The organism is uncultured Amphritea sp. (assembly GCF_937127095.1).
GTDB lineage: Bacteria > Pseudomonadota > Gammaproteobacteria > Pseudomonadales > Balneatricaceae > Amphritea.
This window is the reverse complement of record NZ_CAKZLP010000085.1, coordinates 21,240-41,387: the sequence shown is the minus strand read 5'-3', so window position 1 is coordinate 41,387 and position 20,148 is coordinate 21,240. Positions and strand designations below refer to the sequence as shown.

The following is a 20,148-nucleotide window of genomic DNA, read 5'->3' as shown; positions in this document are numbered from 1 at the left end:
TTCACTTTTGTCATCACTGAAGGGCAATTATGTCAGACACCTCAAAGCAGCAGTCACGCCTCAAGGAATTGATCGCACGGGGTAAGGAGCAAGGCTACCTTACTTATGCTGAAGTTAATGACCACCTGCCAGAAGATATTGCTGATCCGGATCAGGTCGAAGACATCATCCGCATGATCAATGATATGGGTATATCGGTCACGGAAGAAGCTCCGGACGCCGAAACCCTGCTGATGACCGAAGGCGATTCCGCTGAAGAAGCGGACGAAGAAGCCGTAGCCGCCCTGGCAGCTGTTGAATCCGATGCCGGACGCACCACCGACCCGGTGCGTATGTATATGCGTGAGATGGGTACCGTTGAGCTACTGACCCGACAGGGTGAGATCGAAATAGCCAAACGGATTGAAGAGGGCCTGCGTGAAGTGATGGCAGGCTTGGCAGCATTCCCGGGCTCGGTTGACGCAATTCTCGCTGCCTACGATACCAGCCAGGAAGAAGAGGGCCGCCTGAGCGACATTTTCAGTGGCTATATCGATCCCGATGATGGCGCTGAGATCCCTTCTGCAGCACAACAGGCCGAAGCAGCTGAAGAGTCTGACGATGACTCTGACGATGATGAAGAGAAAGAGCGCGGCCCAGATCCTGAGGAAGCCAAGCGACGTTTTGATCTGTTACGCAGCACCTACACGACCTACCAGAAAGCGGTAGAGAAAGAGGGTCGCAGCAGCAAAACCGCAGCGAAAGCGTTCGAAGAGCTTGCAGACGCTTTTTCTCCAATCAAGCTTTCTCCACGTTTTTACGACATGCTGGTCGATAACGTGCGCAACTCGATTGACCGGATTCGCAAGCAGGAACGGACAATTATGCAGATCTGCACCCAGCGTGCAAAAATGCCGCGCCGTCAGTTTATCAAAGAGTTCCCGGGCAACGAGACCAACAGCGCATGGCTGGATGGTCTGCTCAGCTCTGACGCTGACTACGCAAGCGCCCTCAAGCGCCACGAAATAGAGCTGCGCAGAGCGCAGAAAAAACTGGTCCAGGCTGAGCATGAGATGAAGCTCACCCTGAACGAGATTAAAGAGGTTAACCGTCGCATGTCGATCGGTGAAGCCCGTGCTCGTCGCGCCAAGAAAGAGATGGTTGAAGCTAACCTGCGACTGGTTATCTCTATCGCTAAAAAGTATACCAACCGCGGCCTGCAATTCCTTGACCTGATACAGGAAGGCAACATCGGTCTGATGAAAGCGGTCGACAAATTTGAATACCGCCGGGGTTACAAATTCTCCACCTACGCAACCTGGTGGATTCGTCAGGCGATCACCCGTTCGATTGCCGATCAGGCGCGTACTATCCGTATTCCGGTACACATGATCGAAACGATCAATAAGCTCAACCGCATCTCCCGTCAGATGCTGCAGGAGATGGGTCGTGAGCCTACGCCTGAAGAGCTGGCTGAACGTATGGATATGCCGGAAGACAAGATACGCAAGGTGCTGAAGATCGCAAAAGAGCCTATCTCAATGGAAACACCGATCGGTGACGATGAGGATTCCAGCCTGGGTGACTTTATCGAGGATATCACGATTGACTCCCCGGTAGACTCAGCCACTGGCGAAGGCCTGCGCGAAGCAACCAAAGAAGTTCTGGCAGGACTGACTGCACGTGAAGCGAAAGTTCTGCGTATGCGTTTCGGTATCAACATGAATACTGACCACACCCTCGAAGAGGTGGGTAAGCAGTTTGATGTTACCCGTGAGCGTATCCGTCAGATCGAAGCGAAAGCACTTCGTAAGCTGCGCCACCCAAGCCGCTCAGACCATCTGCGCAGCTTCCTTGACGAACATTAAAATCTTTTAAATCAGACCGTTGCGCCCATAATATCCTGTGGTATTATGGGCGTCCTCTCCCAGAGAGTCGCTTTTACACTCAGTTTAAATAGATATTTCTTCTGACGTGCTCAAAGCTATTTTCAATGGGGGCCTTTAGCTCAGTTTGTTAGAGCACTCGACTCACTCTTCGATAGAGACGGATCGGTCAAAGGCTCTTATGAGGGATGAATGTCTAGGTGACATTTAAACGGATTTTTACACATCTTTGTGCCTCTTTAGCTCAGTTGGTTAGAGCACCCGACTCATAATCGGTTGGTCGCAGGTTCAAGTCCTGCAAGAGGCACCACCTTCTTCACAGACTTTCACAAAAAACTCGACTCACTCTCAAATAGAGACCGATCGGTCGCAGGTTCAAGCCCCACCTCCTTCATCTGAAAAACCCAAGAAACAAGCTCGACTCAGTCTTTAATAGGCAGATGCACCCCCTGCAGGACCCGCCATTTTAGCTAACGAATATATTAGAAATAAACTATTTACAGCTGTTAACTGTCATACATATATTATCTAAACCGATTTTTCATCACATCAAGCCAATAGCTACTGAAACATCTTCCGTATGCGCTGTATAACGACGTTTTGCAGAGATGGATCCATATTTGATGCTGATGGCAAACATAGACCCCTTTCAAACAGATCATCACATACGCTAACATTAGCATGGCGATAATATGTCACGTCTTTAAACAGTGGCTGCTTGTGCATAGGCCTCCACAAATGACGCGCTTCAATATTTATTTCTGCCAAAGAAGCAATTATCTGGCTCGGTGTAACATCTGCGCACTGCGGATCAATAGTAAAAGTAGTGAGCCAACGATTTGAAAAGGTTCCTTTCAGTTCTGGCATCCATTGAATTGCCTTAATGTCGGACAGACTCTCTAAATAGAGGCTAAAAATGGACCTCCTAGCTTCTACACGAGCATCCAAAACTTCTAGCTGCCCTCTCCCTATACCAGCTAAGACGTTGCTCATCCTATAGTTATAGCCAACCTGCGAATGCTCATAATAGGGTGCATCATCCCGTGCTTGAGTGGATAGAAAGCGTGCCTTTCTAATCATTTCCTCATCATCCGAGATCAACATACCGCCACCAGATGTAGTGATAATTTTATTCCCATTAAAAGAGAAAATACCGAATTTTCCAAAAGTTCCTGTAGCTTTTCCTTTAAAAGTGGCTCCTAACGACTCAGCAGCATCTTCAATAACAGGAACTCCATATCTATCGCATAAAGACATAATGGCATCCATGTCAGCACTTTGGCCGTATAGATGAACAACAATAATGGCTTTAGGCAGCGATCCAGCAGTAGAGAAATCCTCAAGAGCTCTCTCAAGAGCCATAGGAGACATGTTCCAGCTGGACGGCTCTGAATCAATAAATACGGGAGATGCCCCCTGATAAAGTATCGGGTTCGCACTTGCGATGAACGTGAAGCTAGAACAAAAAACAATATCCCCTGGGCCTACATCTAATAGCCTTAAAGCAAGATGAATTGCCGCCGTCCCTGAACTTAACGCTGCAGCATGTCCACAACTTACGTATTCAGAAATTTCTTTCTCAAAAGCATCTACATTTGGCCCCAGAGGAGCGATCCAGTTTGTATCAAACGCCTCTTTTACATAACGCTCTTCTGTGTCGCCCATATGGGGTACAGATAAAAGAATCTTAGGATGTATATTTCTTCGAAGAAATAACTTTACAGGTCTGAAATGCTCATCAACAACAGGTATATGATCTATAAGATTTTCATCCATGATGAGAAGCGCATCTTCTGAGCTTTCATCCAGAGAAATAGTCAAAGGGGTTTTAGAGTCGAGTTCCTGCAGACATGCTTCAAGCGAAAAACCAGCGAGTATAAGCCTTCTGATATCACCATCAGTAACAGTTCTTTGCAAAACCCCCGTCTGATCAACCAAAAGAAGGATAGCTACACCAGAACTATCCAGAGTTTGTAACGCTTCTTTCAAAGTTGTTTGGGAATAGACTATAACAGACTCAACATTATTCATTTTGTTTCATTTTCCCAGGAACACCGATAATAGTCAGCCCGTCAGCGACATCAGAAATCACAACGGCACCGGCAGCAATAATTACGTCGTTACCAACAGTAACGCCGGGTAAGACTACAGCCCCTGCACCGACAAGACAATTCTGACCAACATTAACTCCTCCTCCCAGAGTAACATTCGGTGCAATATGAGAAAAAGCACCTATATAACAATCATGATCGACAATAGCACCGTGATTTACTATGACAGAGGAACTCAATACAACATCTGGCCCAATGATAGTCTGGGCAGCTATGAAGCAGCCTTCTTCAATCTTAGCAAAGCTAGAAACCGATGAATTGGGGTGTATAATTGTAATTAATTGATTCCCAGCAGACAGTAGTCTTTCAGATACTTCTTTACGAGCAAGGTTATTACCAATAGCAACATGAAAACTAGCTGATTGATACGTATAGTGTTCTTCACGAACAACAGCAACACCATCGATTACTGAATACCCAATTCGCTCAGAGTCACCATCTAAAAAAGCTATTGAGTATTCTTCACATGATTTTTTTGCTGCATCATAAACGACTTTAGAGTGTCCCCCTGCTCCATATATGAAAAAGTCAATAGGCATTTATTTTATCCAGAACTGAGCTATTCAAAGAAATATCAGAAAGAAGCTCTACAATCCGTGAAGCTGAATTACCATCACCGTAAACATTATCGCCAGAAAATACCCCTTTTTTTCTGGATTGGATTATACCTCGATAAATATCCTCAACATCGACCTGAACATCTATAACATTAGCATTACGCTCTCTTGATCGCTGTCTATCACCAATATTCACAACCCGGGTTCCAAGTGATGCCGCCTCTATAATACCACTACTTGAGTTTCCGATTAGCATTTCACTAGCTTGGAGTAATGACAGAAAATCTATTCGAGACAAGTGAGTAACAATATGCATGTCGCTTGAAGATCTAAACCCATCAATCACTGAGTTTATTGCTGCCCCCCCTGCATCAGCATTTGGTCGTATGATAAGGTATTGCCCACCACTTTGAATTAATGCGTTAAATACCTTACTAAACTGATTTCCTGCATCAGCCGCGTGTTGTACAACAGGATGAAATAGAACAAGACTAAAAGGCCTGGCTGGGTCAAGATTATATTCGCTACACACATCAACAGGAGGACGTAAATTCGCGTTTACTATTTCGTCAAGACCTGGGGCACCTGTTACAAAAACACGACTATCATTCTCACCCATTTTTATAAGTCGTTCCCGGGCCTGGTTTGTAGCAGTAAAATGAAAATGAGATAATTTTGATATTGCATGTCGAACGGGCTCGTCTACCGTCCCCGATAATTCTCCGCCATGAATATGGACTATTGGAATATTCAAATGCAACCCACTGATAGCTCCAGCCAGCATCTCACCACGATCACCTAAGAGAAGTATTAAATCGGGACTTATTTTCTTAAGCGCATGCGTAAAGCCAATAACCTGCTCGCCAATAGCAACTGACATCTCATCACCACACCTTCCTGCGAGCGTTACAGGAATACGCGAAGTGATTTTTAACCCAGTGTTTTCAATTTCCTTAAAAGTATAACCATAATCTGCAAGCAGATGCATACCAGTGACAATGATATCTAAAGACAACTCATTACAGCGGTCAATTTCAACAAGAACATTTTTCATTAAACCGAAATCAGCCCTTGTACCTGAGATATAACAGACTTTTCTCATATATCTATATCACTCCAACAAAGCATGTGACCTCGTTTAACCTCCTTAATCAGACTTTTGCCAATTATTGTCTCAAGATACTTTGGAGCAATACCTGAGCCCGGCCTCAACAACTGAAAATCAGAATCAGCAAGTACATCACCAACTTTTTTATCGGAAGCAAGAACTATACTCCGCCTGACGAGATCCCTTACAGGTAACTCGGAATCGCGAACACGCTTTACACCATCACCAAAACTCAGCTCCAGTTTTCTTATCTGAGCAATCATCAGCTCAAGCTCTTGAGGATCGAGAGATGCTTTATGATCGGGGCCAGGAAGAGTCTTATCAAGCGTAAAATGTTTCTCTATTACAACAGCCCCCATCGCTACAGCAGCGGTTGAAATAAGACAGCCTTCTGTATGATCAGAATATCCAACAGGTAATGAAAAAGTATTTTTCAAAGAAACCATAGCCTGTAAGTTTACATCTTCAGGCTTAGTCGGATAGTTAGAAGTACAATGAAGTAAAGTAAGCACCTGTGATAAAGGCTGTGAATATCCAAGTTTTTGGCGTTCGGCATCTATGCAATTAACGGCGTCTTCAACTTCATTGAGGGAAGACATTCCCGTCGACAAAATAATTGGACAGTTGTACCGAACCAATTGTTTAATAAGTGGCAGATTAGTTAGCTCACCCGAAGGAATTTTAAGACGCTTCATGCCTAAATTAATCAACATTTCGGCTGCATCAAGATCAAAAGGGGTAGACATAAACTCAATCCCGCGATCTTGGCAACGATCTCTCAGCTTAAAATGCAATGAATCCGAAAGTTCCAGCTGCTTCAGCATCTGAAACTGATCACTAGACCCCGTATGGCGCTGCTGATATTCAGCAGTAGAAGTTCCTCGGAGAACTAACCGGTCTGCTTTAAATGTCTGAAATTTGATAGCATCTGCACCAGCATTAACCGCGATATCTATCAGCTTGAAAGCAAGATCTTCAGAGCCATTATGATTCACACCAGCTTCAGCAATTATAAAACAACTCATTAAAATCTATACCTATATAGAAAACAAAAGTTTATATTTACAACTAGTATTCATTTATTTTCATCATAACTAAGCATCGCCTCTGCATAAAGAAAATCATAGATTGTATCGATATCTACAGAACTTTCCTTATCCATTATAAATGCAAAAGATTCATCAAAAATCAAACAATTTTCAGCTATCAATCTGTCTATTGAGACAATATAAATTGCACCATTAAGCCTATAATAAATATCTAAATCCTGACTACGCTTGCCAACAACATCTGACCTTATAAAACCCTTAAGGCTATTATCATTAGGCAAGGTATTTTCCCACAGCGGGCTATGATCAACTTCACAAACAGATACTACTGAAGGGCTTTTTTTCAACTCTGAGTAGTCAATCGCAGCATCAATATGGCTCTCATTTCGCAATGGACTTGTAGGCTGCAGTAAAACGATGTGATCAAAACCCTCACCTTCTTCTGCTACTGCATGTATCAACGCATCTACAGTACTGGATGTATCCGCAGAAATAGAAGCAGGGCGTCTCAAAGCAACAACACCCTCCTTTTCCGCCAAGGTTAAGATGCAATCATCATCACTACTAACAACAATTTTATCGATACACTGACTATTTCTAGCCGCATTAATAGTCCAACTCAACAGAGGTATTCCAGCCAATAGCTTGAGGTTTTTCCCAGGGAGCCTCTTACTTCCGCCTCTGGCTGGTATAACAGCTAAATACTTACTGTTTCTTGTACGTTTTAGCACTTAATTTTACCTCGATTTATTCTTTCCAAATAGGCTTAACAAGCTCCCACTGATCGAACTTTTTATGCCATAAATGAGGAGAGCGGAATTTCTCAATAATATCATGATAACGAGTCAAACTTATTCCCATGTAATCACAACAATCAAGAATATACTGTTCAGGAAACTCTCCATCAAATCTTTTTATTAAAGCAATACCTTCGTCACGCGTGATATCTCCATTACGAATTTCCTGGGCAGAATCGTAAGTAGCTCTACCGATACCAAACTTGATAGTCGTGGTATGGTAATGTAACCAGTCTATCTTATCATCCAAAGAGCTATATTTACTAAAGCTACCTTCCGTACGATAATAATTGGGCATAAAATCACTATTTTCAACAGAGTAATAATATGTCTCCTGTGGATGCCACTTAACATAATACCCAAGATAGTGAACTTCTGTTTTCGTTTTCTCAATAGCGTACGGATCTACCGGAAAATAAGCCTCTAAGTCAGAAAGCTTGAAACCATGCTTATCAATTAATTCGACTGCAGGAACTCCGCCTAAAACTAGATCAGAAATTGCCACTTCTGCTGAGAAATACTTAGCATCTCTTTGTGGTTTTTCATTATCTTCAATAGCATTCCCATATTCTGCTTCATTCTCTCCAAAAATTACCAAAGGAATATCTAGCAACACAGACAATCTTGGAGCTAAGTTTTTCTGCCCGAGAATAAATGGTTGAAATGGATGACCGAGATTTTCAAAAGCACACTTTGTTAAAAATCGATGTAACTTTTTATTCTGGTTATATGTATAATTGGCAAAGCCTGAATTCAACCATGCATCGAAATTATCACGCCCAATTTCTGTATACAAAGCAGGAGGCCATGTTATTAAAATTGGATTCATATTGTATTTATATTTAAGCATATGAGCTGCTTGAACACTATCCTTACCACCGCTACCAGGAACAACTACATCATACCTTCCATCATTACGACGAAATCGATTACAAAGTTCTTCAAGTTCTAGGTGTCGATCATTCCAGTTTATAGCCTTCTTTTTCTCAGCATAACGACATGCCTCACAAACACCCTCTTCATCAAATGCCAACGTCCTCTTTTTTTCACCTGCCTTTTGCTTGAATTCTACAGTAGATGAAGGTCTCTGATTGTTCATTGTGCATTTTCTGCAGAACTTAACTTCGAGCGGCAAGCCATACTTTCCTGTAGTTTCTTTCATCATCGCCACCTTATAATTCAATAAAATTCTTAAATAACTCTATTCCTGCATCACGGCTTTTTTCAGGGTGAAACTGAACTCCGTGAATATGCCCTTTGGATATAGCAGACACAAAATCATGATTACAGTAGGTTGTTAAGGCAGCGATGTCGGTATAATTAACAACCTCATATGAGTGCATGAAATAAAACTGCTCACCATCAAGACCATTCAATAGAGGACTTTCTTTAACAAGTCTTATATTGTTGAAACCAACATGAGGAACACTACCCGAACATATAACAGGCTTAACCTCTGCATCAATAAGACCCAAGCCCGCAGTTTCTCCAAACTCAAATCCAATTCTTGACAAAATTTGCATGCCGATACAAATACCTAAGGTTGGTTTAACTCTAATAGCAGAAATCAGACCTTCGAGTAATCGATCGTTCTTTAATTCTTGTATAGCATCCTTAAAACTACCGACTCCAGGCAATAATATTTTATCGGCTGACTCTAACTGAGATGCCTCTTCAACTATCAAAAAATTTGCGTCGGCTTTTCTCAGAGCTTTACAAATACTATGAATATTTCCTGCAACACCATAGTTAACAACGCCAATGATATTGCTCATAGTGATACCTCTATACCATTTTCAATTAGAAACATTTTAATATCTCTTATAGTGGCAATGTCATAATGTAGCAAAGACGCTACAGCAACCGCATCAGGCTTACCATTTTTCACTACATCCAGGATATGCTGGAGAGAGCCTGCACCACTGGCTGCGATTACGGGAACACTAACTCTATCCGTGACACTAGCAACAAGATCAATATCAAACCCGCGACGACGTCCATCACAATCAACAGACTGCAGCATAATTTCGCCAACGCCTAATTCAACGGCCTCGGTGACCCAGTCAGTAACTGAACGTCCACTTCTAATTCTTCCACAATCACTGTAACACTCCCAATGATCAGTCCATTTTTTTGCTTCAATATTTAAAACGACCGACTGTGCACCAAATATACTAGAAGCATCTCGTATCAAAGAAGGATCACTCTGAAGAACTGATGTATTTATCAATACTTTGTCTGCGCCTGAGTGAAACAGCTTTGAAAAATCATCTACTGATCTCACACCACCACCAACGCCCATAGGAATAAACAACTCATTAGCAGTTTCTTCTATATATTGATAAAGAATTTCTCTCTGGTACAGAGAAGCAACAATATCAACATACATAACCTCATCAGCCCCTTGCTGATAATATTTCAAAGCAAGATCCGAAGGTGTACCAATTTTACGCAGCCCTTCAAAATGGACTGGTTTGACAACAAACGGAGGTTTGACGTCAAGTTTCGCAATGACTCTTAAGCTCATAAAATTCTCTCAAACTTATAACTTAGCATTGGCCTCATAGGCCCAACATGCATTTAATTTCCTTGACAACCTTTTGCGTCGCCTGCCCTACTGGTGGAAGCAGACCTGAGATTGGTTTTTTTTGCTTAAGCAAAGAGTCGATAACTCCACCGAGCTCCTCAAGCTTATAGACAGGTGCTGACAATCCCATTTCATCATAAGGAGCATCATCTGCAAAAACAGATAGCCTGACATTTATCAGAGGCTTTTCTAAATAGGCTGCTTGTATACCTACTGTAGAAGCAAAAACGATAACAACATCAGCAGCAGTTAGCACCTCTTCAATTGATTGCTCTTGTGTGCTTAAAAAAACATTTTTACGACCTGATAGCTTCGGTACCTGCTCACTTGGATGAGGGCGTATAACCAACCTATATTTAGACGATGAATTTGTAATTCTCACTAACTCATCTCTTACTCTCTCTGGTAAGGTAATGTCACCTTTGCGATTTGTAAACGGATGTATAGCGGGTTCAACACTTGAAGCCCATAAAATAATGCGTTCGTACTCGCTACATCCTAATTTTTCACGGGTCTGTTGCCTTAACACTTTTCTATCTAAAGTAGAAAGAGGATCAAAAGCAGGATTACCTGTAACGACTACATCTCCAGCCCGTCTTCCTTTCTCTACTAATATATTTTTAACATACTTGGATAATACACATACCTTAGAGGCATATGAATTTTTACAAATCCATTCAGACTCTTGCAATGCGAACAGATCAACTAAGCATATTGACGGTATATTCAAATTACCTGCTGCATCAAGTGCAGCTTTTTCACATCGGGGGGAATTCGTTGCAATCACAAGATCCGGTTGCTGGTGTGTCAGAAACTTTTCCATAACGGTCAGTTGATAAAAAGCCTGACGGCCTTTATCTTGAAATAATTCTTTTGCTGCTATTTTTCCAAGCCTCGTTTCCATATCCAAGTATGAAAGCCCCATATATGCAACACTTTCATCATAACCTACGGGTGAAAATTCAGCTTCCGGCCCTAGTAAACGAATGCCATTTTCAACAGCCTCATCATCCGAGCCAACCAATAGATCCCTAAAGCCTAGATGCTCTATCCCCTCTCTTTCCAGCACTTTTCCAGCGGTAGTCAATGCTAATATACACAGTATAATATCCGACTCATTTGTAAGCTGCCTGATAATTGGAAGAAGCATGTTTATATGGCCGCCACCATATGTTACGATGACAATTTTTTTCATTTCATTAACTTCCCTATTTGCAATCTCCCATGCAGAACTGCAGGCACGAGCATACTGCTCGCTAAAACCCCCAGGACAGAAAATGGAACAAAAGCTATTACGAGAATAGAATTTGCAAACATTGATAAAAACAATAACACGCTGCAAAAATAAAAAGTCACGTACAACGCCCTACCATTTGAAATAAACCGCCGTAACACGACAACAAAAAACACTAGAAAAGCCAAAAAACAAAATAAAAAAACTTTGAACAGAAGCTGCAGATTCATACCAGAATTATCTTCAGCCATTAGCCCATGATCTAAAGCATTTACCGCAGCTTCTGCTCCGCCTCCAAAATAAAAATAATTCTTAATAAACATCATTAAAAAAATAGGAAAAAAAACATAGAAAACAATTAAAATAAAAAGATAACCAACAGCGAAAGAACGCCCTAAAAAAAACCTATAATATACAGCACAAATAAAAAAAATACTCATATAAATAAAATAAAGCGAAATAAAAACACCACTCGATACAGAAGAAAATACAAACCCAAAAAAACATAAAAAAGAAGAAACAAAGTAACTATTCCTAATAAGAAACAATGCAGACAACAAGACCAACCCACAACCTAATATACCGAAAACCAGGCGACCATTCATGAAAAACGATAAAAAAAACAGCAGCAGCGGAATCAATAACTTATATATGAAATCCACATTCCCAAAAACATCAACTACGCTACTAATTACAAAAGACGCTATAGAAATAATAAGAATCAAATAAACACCAAAGACAAAACCTTGACCTATTTCAAAGAAATAGGAGGCCTCATATACGGGATAAACTAACAAATACCTTAATTTATGCCATTCCGTATATATTCCTCGCAACGTAATTTCTGGAGATGATTGTCTAACATACTCAACCTGATCCCAAAGTTCGAAATTGAGCAGACCTAATGCCATCATCAATAGCAAAGCAGAAAACAGAAATACTGTTTGTTTAAAATTATTATACAAAGCATCAATCATCGATAAATTCTCTAAACCAAATTTCCAAGGCCATTATCGCACGTATTTGACGTGTATAATTCGATATACCTTTAATATGCTCATAGAGAATTTTTTCTAGAAACATCACATCAAAAATATTTCTACGCTGCGCACGTTCAGAAAGCAAAAGATCTTGACATAGAGGTAAAAGTTCATCTTTGAACCATTCCCCTACAGGCACTGTAAACATTTGTTTTTTTCGATAAGCTAAATCTTTACCTATAAGCGGAGCAACTGCTTTTTTATATATATATTTAGTTTCACCATTTTTCAACTTTAGACTACCCGGCATAGAGAATGCTAATTCCATCATCCTATAATCAAGAAAAGGAGCTCTGGTTTCTAATGAAACAGCCATCCCCATCCGGTCGGGTTTGACCAGATTGTTCCCTGGAAGTAGCATCATAAAATCGATATACAACGCCTGATTAATCCGGTCCATCGTAGAAGACTTGTTAAAAAAGTATCTAGCCACACCAATTGAGTCATGATCATTTAGTGTTTGTTTGAAATGCGTTGTATACAACTGACTTTTATCACACTGATTAAAAAGAGAAATACTTTCAATATACTTCTCTTGAAAATCCAGATCAGACATCTGAGAAACATCATTAGCGAAAAAACTTTTATATTTATCGTAACCAGCAAAAAGTTCGTCAGCTCCATCACCTGTCAAAACCATCTTTACATCATTTACAGCTAAACTGGCTACTTTATACGTAGGTAAAAAAGATACATCTCCGTGAGGCTGATCGCAGTGATAAGTAGCCAAAGGCCAAAGATCAATAAGATTTGCTTTTACTTTCTGCATTTTATGGCAAGTGCGAAATCGTTCAGCAGCACTAAAGGCATATGGAGATTCATCATAATTAACATCATCAAAGCCAATGCAAAACGTTCTTACAGGATCATTCAAACATTTACTCATAAGCCCTACTACTGAGCTAGAGTCCACGCCTCCTGAAAGAAAGGCGCCAAATGGAACATCTGATCGGAGACGTAATCTGACAGAATCCTCTAACAAGGCATTAAATTTTTCTATCCACTCGCTTTCTGAAAAGTTTTGCTCTTTTATCCGGGCAATATCCCACCAACATTTTTCTTTCACTCCTTCTTTTGAAACTTCCAAATAATGCCCTGGCATTACATGATAGATCCCTTCAAAAATCGTCAGCGGAGGAGGTATGTAGTTATATGTTAAAAACTGATCGATAGCTTCAGGAGATGGAATAAAATTGCTATCCCTCCCTTTTAGTATTGATTTTATCTCTGACCCAAAAAGTAATTTTGTGCCGTTATAGTGATAATACAGAGGTTTTTCACCGACCCTATCTCTTACTAAAAACAGGCGTTCCTCAGCCTTATCATAAATGGCAATTGCAAACATCCCATTTAACTTAGATATCCCTTCGATTCCATCACGTTCATATAACCTGAGAATAACCTCTGTATCACAATGAGTTTTACAATCAAATCCTGCATTTCTTAAGTCCGCCGCCAGTTCTACATGATTGAAGATTTCACCATTCTGGACAACAATAATACTCCGATCATCTGATATAAAAGGCTGATGTCCATGCTCAACATCTAAGATCGCAAGCCGCTGGTTTCCTAATGCTACAGATCTAGCTTCATCATGATAGCAGCCATTACCATCAGGCCCTCTATGATTAATTACTTTTCCCATATGAGAAAGTACTGAATCACTCAGGCGCAAACCATATGTATCAAAGTAGCCGTATATACCACACATTGTTAGTTGCCACCCTTCATAAAAACTTGTTTAACTGTTAACAACAAAATTTTCAGATCTAACATAAATGAAGCTTTTTCAACATATTCTAAATCAAGAGCAGTACGCTCATCCGGTGTTGCACTAGAACGCAAAAGCGCTTGCGCAAGTCCTGTTATACCTGGCCTGACCGAGTTTCTCATTTCCCAATCATCAGCATCGTACTCCGGACGTTGAGCAAAAACATTAGGACGAGGGCCTACTAAGCTCATTTCACCTTTAATAACATTGATAATTTGGGGCAACTCATCAATACTCGTTCTTCTAATTAACTTTCCAACCTTTGTTATTCTTTTATCATTGTGATCTGTGAAGTAAGGCCCTATTTCCGAAGCATTCTGGACCATACTTCTAAACTTATATATATAGAATGACTCCCCATACAGTCCAACTCGCTCTTGATTAAAAAGCACAGGGCCTTTCGACTCAATTTTAACTAAAACTGCGATAATAAGAAGTATAGGAGCAATAATAATCAAGACAAAAACAGCCACAGAAATATCAAATATTCTTTTCATTTAAGCTCACCACAAAACTTTCAACTTTCTGTAAAAACAGTTTACGATCTGCATCAATCTCTGCATGACTGCGGGCTCTAAGTTGATTTTCAGCCTCAATCAGTTTCGATAATTCAAATTTGAGATTCATGTTAGCTTTAATATCCTCAACACTGTTGCTTTTCCTATGAAATGTTCTCGATAAAATAACACTACTAGACCCCAACCTTAAGTGTTCAGCGAGAACCATCTCTCCGGGAATAACACCTTCACCAACACGTGCAATACCACCAAAACCAAAAGGCATTCTGTTTTTTTTACAAATAATCGCAAGGGAATCGATCAAGCCGCTCGAAACTGGCTGAAACATAAACGCTAGTCCCATATCAAGGTGAAGATCGTTTAATCCTATATACACTTCTGTTACACCATTTACTGAAACTATGTTACGCATATCCATTGCTGCATCATAAGTTTCAACAAGTGGCATAACACCCGCTCTTCCATCCACCATCCGGCAAAATTCGCCTACTTCTATACCACTCCTGAACATAGGCAAAATTAAAGTTTCAGCACCGCCGGCTATTGAGGCCTCTATCTCTTCATATGTATTATCATTAAATGGATTGAGTCTTACTAATAGTTCGCTCGTTGACAATACTGACTTCACTTTGGGTATATCATCAAAAGCATGTTGACTTATTAATGTATCAAGATGCCCCTGCCGCTCTACCTTTCCCAGCCGCTCCAAGTCTATAAATATTTTTCTTACACCACAGTCTTGTGCAAAAAAAGCCAAGTCTGGGTCATTAGTAATAAGAATATAGTTAATCATTTTCACTTACCTATACCTAGCTTTTTTTTCTACATAAAATATTGGAAAGGCGGTAGTTATACAAAAAAACGATGCGCACATAATCACTACAATCAAACGACCAAGATCGCTTTGAAAATGTAAAACCAAATTATTAATAGATACATACAAAATCAAAACATTCACTACCGCCCAAAATAACAACCTAGGCTCAAGAACAGAAATAATCAAAGATTTAAACATTACAAAAACACAGACTAATGAAAACAAACCTGAGAAGCAATAAGTCAACATCAGGCTAAACATTATTTGCTCATTATTCTCATTCTGACCTAAATAAAGAGATGCAATCAGAAAAAATAACGTCAATACATTTATAATAAGAGGCGTTTTACTATCCCTTGCAGCATTAAATATTGCTGCGGTGAATACAGTAATCCCCATACCAACAATACTCCATATACCTATATCAAAAACTCGACTGACTTGCTCAACAGCTTGAATTTCCATTTCCCCATAGCCATACACTAAGTTTGCTATTGAATTGGAAATCACCCACATTGAAACTGCTGAAACTGACGCCAAGAAAAAAGTTATTCTCAATCCCCAAACTGATAGGTTACCAAATAGAGATAAATTATCCGAAAAAGATCGTGCTAAGCGTGGAAAAAAAACAACAGAAAGAAATGTTACAGTCAACGCCAGTGGAAATTCTACAAGCTTCAATGCATAGCTAAATTCAGCGACATCCCCTGACCCATTAATAGAAGCAAATGCTCTGGCAATCACAGGAAAGCACAATATTAAACTTCCGGCACCGGCCACCTGGATATACCTTTTTAATAAATCACGGTCAATCAACCATGGGGTAAGACAAAACCGGGGGCGACCATCAATATTCAAAGCTGCTACATATTGCATTATCAGTCTGAGAAGACCTCCTAATATTACAAAAAATGCCAATATTGATAATGAATTATCTTTAGTTACTATAAAAAAAAGGCCGAAAATTATTGTAATATTAATTACCAATGTACCTAAAGACGGAACAAAAAACCGATTGTCAGCTTGAAGATAGGCAGATACCACACCTGAAGCAACAGTGAGAGGAATCAACCACAATACTATAGAAAGCCCTTTTATCGACAAGTCCGATTGGTATGCACTGAAACCAGGAGCTAATAACTCAACAAGACTTCCAACGCACATTAACAAAACAAAAGTAACGGCAATAAAAAGTAATGTGAAAAAAAGTAGTGCCTGAATAAAAAAAATTTTCGTATCACGACTTTTGTCAGAAAGGCTCGGTATTAAAGCAGCAGACAATGCACCGCCTACAAGTATATTCACCAGCAGATCTGGCACAGACAAAATAAGGACAGCAACATCTGCTTCAGCAGAGACCCCTAAAGACCCAGCTAAAACGGCCTCTCTAGCGAAGCCAGACAATCGCCCAAGCATAACGCCAAGGTTAAGCAATACAGAAGATATTATTATTTTTTTGAGCATTTACATGCCAACCGTTATTATGCATTATTAATAGGAAAATCAATGCCTTACAATCTGCGTATATAACAAATCAACCAACTCCGATGAAGGAATAAACCCTGAAATATTATTTTGTAGTAATATTCTTGCTTTAGCGCTATCCCCCTCAGATACAGCGTTCTGTAATTCAACGAGTAACAACTCCAGCTTTTCTGAAGCTATTATTTCTTCACGCGCTCTCATAATCTTCGGGTGGGCGGTTCTTGTAACATCATCCCCTATCAGCAACTCTTCGTATAACTTTTCACCAGGCCGCAAACCTGTGAAAACTATTTCAATACTATCAGCATCAGAACCTGAAGATGACACAGAAAAACCAGTAAGCTTTATCATTCGTTTAGCCAGATCTAAGATCTTTACTGAATCGCCCATATCTAACACAAAAACATCACCATCCTGTCCCATCGAACCTGCCTGAATGACTAAAGAGGCGGCCTCAGGGATCGTCATAAAGTAACGAGTAATTTCTGGGTGAGTAACTGTAACAGGCCCCCCGCTTTTTATTTGCTCCCTGAACAACGGCACCACTGAACCAGACGACCCAAGCACATTACCAAAACGTACCATTGAAAACTTAGTATCGCATCCATCCACTAAGGCTAAGTTCTGAAGTATTGCTTCTGCAAGTCGTTTTGTTGCTCCCATTACATTAGTAGGCCTAACAGCCTTGTCAGTTGAAATTAATACGAAACGTTCAACATTAAGCCTTGCAGCTTGCTCAGCCACAACCTTCGTCCCAAATGCATTATTAACGATTCCTTGCAAAACATTATGCTCAACTATTGGTACATGCTTATATGCCGCAGCATGATAGATAGTGTGTACATTAAAACGCCGTATTACTTCAGCTACTCTTTGCTCATCACAAACAGAACCTAACAATGGATAAATCGGGAGATTTATTCCTTCCGATTCCATTATACATCTCAATGACTGGTCTACCTGATATAGTGAATACTCACTTAATTCATACAGTATTACACTTCGCGGAGCCGATTTAATGACCTGCCGGCACAGTTCAGACCCAATAGATCCTCCTGCACCTGTAATCAATACATTTTTTTCAAATAAGCTTTCAGTTACGAGATCCATCCTTGCTGGTACTGGATCTCTTCCTAACAATTCTTCTAACTCTATTTCTCGTAATAAATCCAGGCTAACACTACCATTAGCTATTTCATCGATAGTAGGAAGCGTCTGAACATGAACAGGATGGCCCTCTAAACTTTTAATAATTTCTGCCTTACGACTAATATCAACTGAAGGTAAAGCAATAAAGACCCTATCCACTTTATAGTTTTCAATCAATGTTGATATGCAATCCGGCGAATATACTTTCAAACCTTTAATCATTTTACCCCTGAGAGCAACATCATCATCCAGATATCCACAAGGAAAAAACTGACAGTCTCCTGTCATACCTGAAGCAAGGCGAACCCCTGCTGCACCAGCTCCATATATCAGAACAGATTGTTTATCCACATAATGCTTTTGAAGCCAATAATAATAGTTACGGAACGCAAATCTCCCTCCGCCAATCAAAACAAATGCTATAATTGAAAAACCAATTGCTACTGTTCTAGGTAAAAAAGGAAAGTCTAAGACGGCATCAACAAAAAGAATGCCCAGCGATAGAATTAGAATACTTTTAATAATAATCCATATTGCATATGAGCCTGCATATCTCACCACCACTCTATAAAGGCCAAAAAAATCAAAAAGCAACACACCAAATACAGGGATTATCAAAAACATCCAAGCTGATTCTCGCAAATAACTTTCCGGCCAGAAATCAGCAACTCTTAAAACAAAACTTCCCCATATAGCAATCATCAATGATAAAAAATCATACATTAATAATATGCTTCTCTTTAGACTCCTGGAGATTAAAACAAGATTAACAGACACGATTATTCCCCCACCCTCGCCAAGTACAGTCCATTCATTATAATCGCCTAAAATCACCTAAAATTATGCCCAATCCCGTACACCTGCACCGTTGATTAAACAAGAATAATATGATAAAAAAATATATATTACTAATACACTAAAGTAAGAACAGAAATCACATTATATATAAATACTTTACCATTGTAATCGATATTATTAGCCGATTAATGACGAAGAAAACCGTCGAAGATCAGATGGATCAGCAACCCATCAATTCTATATCAGCTTCATGATTCCTATTTCGCATTCAACGAAGGGGGCTCTGAATCAAAAGCTATTGTATATATGATTACGTTCTTTGTATGAGATAAGATCAGCAAAAAGCGATGTACGATCTAGAAATCGATAAGCAGACCACATTTAATGACAGCGAGCTCAGCAATAAATACCGTCAGTCCCAAAAGTAGAAGATCCGGTCTCGGATGGCTAAGTTGATCTCATGGATGGCCCCGATGCAGTCATTAAGCCTTACTAACCTAACCCAGCAGCGGCCGTCGACCTTATCCGTTATTCACCATGTCGCGAATCCATTGCATGCAACATGGGCACTACTCGAGTGACCCGACCATAGAGAACACACTCTATGAGATCGCATCCATGAATCTATTTGCTGGTTTGTCGCTGGACAAAGCCACTCCTTATCACTCAACTATCCTAAAGTTTCTACCAATATTGGAGTGTCACGGTAATCATTGAGTTCTGATGCAGCTTGTTCAAAACTTAGTCCAACTCGATCTTTTTCTGAAAGCAGCAATTCTATAGCGCTATCCAACCCCCACTCAATATTCAAAACAGGATCAGCCCAATGAATTGTGCGTTCAAGTTCCGGGGCATAATAATCAGTACATTTATACTCAAAATCCGCTGTTTCGCTAGTTACCAAAAACCCGTGGGCAAAACCCGGCGGTATCCAGAGCATGTGACGGTTCTGTTCAGAAAGACATTCACCTACCCATTGGCCAAAGGTTGCTGAATCTGGACGTAAATCAACCGCAACATCAAACACTTCTCCAGTGGTGACACGCACCAACTTTCCTTGAGGTCGCCTGATTTGGTAATGCAAACCACGCAAAGTATTTTTGACCGAACGACTATGATTATCCTGAACGAAGGAAACATGTATGTCTGCGTCCTGAAAGACCTGCTCATTCCAAGTTTCCATGAAGAAGCCGCGCTCATCACCAAAGACTGTCGGCTTGATGAGCTTTACATCCGGAATTCGGGTTGACCTGATATCCATA

Annotated in this window: 18 protein-coding genes and 1 tRNA gene; 3 read left to right on the top strand and 16 right to left on the bottom strand. The window is 40.3% G+C overall.

Going from position 1 to position 20,148, the window contains the following annotated elements:
- The first annotated feature begins 29 nt into the window (after positions 1-29).
- Both rpoD and Q0499_RS22435 read left to right on the top strand, forming a co-directional pair.
- Positions 30-1,847, top strand: coding sequence for an RNA polymerase sigma factor RpoD (rpoD, locus tag Q0499_RS22440; RefSeq protein ID WP_299204843.1), 1,818 nt, complete (start codon positions 30-32; stop codon positions 1,845-1,847).
- Positions 1,848-2,098: 251 nt separating this feature from the next.
- Positions 2,099-2,175, top strand: a tRNA-Ile gene (locus Q0499_RS22435).
- A gap of 251 nt (positions 2,176-2,426) precedes the next feature.
- Here Q0499_RS22435 and Q0499_RS22430 read toward each other — a convergent pair.
- The 15 genes from Q0499_RS22430 to Q0499_RS22360 are packed head-to-tail and all read right to left on the bottom strand — an operon-like array spanning position 2,427 to position 18,811.
- Positions 2,427-3,896: a DegT/DnrJ/EryC1/StrS family aminotransferase gene (locus tag Q0499_RS22430; protein ID WP_299204841.1), complete on the bottom strand. Its 1,470-nt coding sequence runs from the start codon at positions 3,894-3,896 to the stop codon at positions 2,427-2,429.
- A complete protein-coding gene (locus Q0499_RS22425; RefSeq protein WP_299204839.1) occupies positions 3,889-4,515 on the bottom strand; it encodes an acetyltransferase in 627 nt (208 codons plus the stop codon). The genes Q0499_RS22430 and Q0499_RS22425 overlap by 8 nt, the downstream gene beginning before the upstream one ends.
- The gene (gene neuC / locus Q0499_RS22420) at positions 4,505-5,635 is read right to left on the bottom strand and encodes a UDP-N-acetylglucosamine 2-epimerase (protein ID WP_299204837.1); all 1,131 of its coding nucleotides are present in this window, start codon (positions 5,633-5,635) and stop codon (positions 4,505-4,507) included. Before neuC ends, Q0499_RS22425 begins: the two co-directional genes overlap by 11 nt.
- Positions 5,632-6,666 (bottom strand): N-acetylneuraminate synthase, encoded by a 1,035-nt coding sequence (neuB, locus tag Q0499_RS22415; RefSeq protein ID WP_299204835.1) that lies wholly within the window; start codon positions 6,664-6,666, stop codon positions 5,632-5,634. Before neuB ends, neuC begins: the two co-directional genes overlap by 4 nt.
- Before the next feature lie 50 nt (positions 6,667-6,716).
- Positions 6,717-7,421 carry an acylneuraminate cytidylyltransferase family protein gene (locus Q0499_RS22410; protein WP_299204832.1) on the bottom strand — a complete coding sequence of 235 codons (705 nt, stop codon included), beginning with the start codon at positions 7,419-7,421 and terminating at the stop codon, positions 6,717-6,719.
- Positions 7,422-7,437: 16 nt separating this feature from the next.
- On the bottom strand, positions 7,438-8,649 hold the full coding sequence (locus Q0499_RS22405) for an N-acetyl sugar amidotransferase (RefSeq protein WP_299204829.1): 1,212 nt from the start codon (positions 8,647-8,649) through the stop codon (positions 7,438-7,440).
- Positions 8,650-8,659: 10 nt separating this feature from the next.
- Entirely contained in the window at positions 8,660-9,262 is a 603-nt protein-coding gene (gene hisH / locus Q0499_RS22400) for an imidazole glycerol phosphate synthase subunit HisH (protein WP_299204827.1), read from the bottom strand.
- The gene (locus Q0499_RS22395) at positions 9,259-10,014 is read right to left on the bottom strand and encodes an imidazole glycerol phosphate synthase cyclase subunit (protein ID WP_299204824.1); all 756 of its coding nucleotides are present in this window, start codon (positions 10,012-10,014) and stop codon (positions 9,259-9,261) included. Before Q0499_RS22395 ends, hisH begins: the two co-directional genes overlap by 4 nt.
- A gap of 34 nt (positions 10,015-10,048) precedes the next feature.
- On the bottom strand, positions 10,049-11,269 hold the full coding sequence (locus tag Q0499_RS22390; RefSeq protein ID WP_299204821.1) for a CDP-glycerol glycerophosphotransferase family protein: 1,221 nt from the start codon (positions 11,267-11,269) through the stop codon (positions 10,049-10,051).
- Entirely contained in the window at positions 11,266-12,285 is a 1,020-nt protein-coding gene (locus Q0499_RS22385) for a hypothetical protein (RefSeq protein WP_299204818.1), read from the bottom strand. The genes Q0499_RS22390 and Q0499_RS22385 overlap by 4 nt, the downstream gene beginning before the upstream one ends.
- Positions 12,278-14,059 carry an asparagine synthase (glutamine-hydrolyzing) gene (gene asnB / locus Q0499_RS22380; RefSeq protein WP_299204815.1) on the bottom strand — a complete coding sequence of 594 codons (1,782 nt, stop codon included), beginning with the start codon at positions 14,057-14,059 and terminating at the stop codon, positions 12,278-12,280. Before asnB ends, Q0499_RS22385 begins: the two co-directional genes overlap by 8 nt.
- Positions 14,060-14,061: 2 nt before the next feature.
- Entirely contained in the window at positions 14,062-14,616 is a 555-nt protein-coding gene (locus tag Q0499_RS22375) for a sugar transferase (RefSeq protein ID WP_299204812.1), read from the bottom strand.
- Entirely contained in the window at positions 14,600-15,430 is an 831-nt protein-coding gene (locus tag Q0499_RS22370) for an aldolase/citrate lyase family protein (RefSeq protein ID WP_299205131.1), read from the bottom strand. Before Q0499_RS22370 ends, Q0499_RS22375 begins: the two co-directional genes overlap by 17 nt.
- A 6-nt stretch (positions 15,431-15,436) precedes the next feature.
- Positions 15,437-16,918: a lipid II flippase MurJ gene (locus Q0499_RS22365; protein WP_299204809.1), complete on the bottom strand. Its 1,482-nt coding sequence runs from the start codon at positions 16,916-16,918 to the stop codon at positions 15,437-15,439.
- Between the two features lie 39 nt (positions 16,919-16,957).
- On the bottom strand, positions 16,958-18,811 hold the full coding sequence (locus Q0499_RS22360; RefSeq protein WP_299204807.1) for a nucleoside-diphosphate sugar epimerase/dehydratase: 1,854 nt from the start codon (positions 18,809-18,811) through the stop codon (positions 16,958-16,960).
- A gap of 612 nt (positions 18,812-19,423) precedes the next feature.
- On the opposite strand from Q0499_RS22360, the gene Q0499_RS23725 reads away from it, so the two are divergent.
- A complete protein-coding gene (locus Q0499_RS23725; protein WP_363317851.1) occupies positions 19,424-19,603 on the top strand; it encodes a transposase in 180 nt (59 codons plus the stop codon).
- On the opposite strand, the gene rfbC is transcribed toward Q0499_RS23725, so the two are convergent.
- Positions 19,557-20,147 (bottom strand): dTDP-4-dehydrorhamnose 3,5-epimerase, encoded by a 591-nt coding sequence (rfbC, locus tag Q0499_RS22355; RefSeq protein ID WP_299204804.1) that lies wholly within the window; start codon positions 20,145-20,147, stop codon positions 19,557-19,559. The two genes, Q0499_RS23725 and rfbC, sit on opposite strands and share 47 nt — an antisense overlap.
- Position 20,148 lies beyond the last annotated feature (1 nt).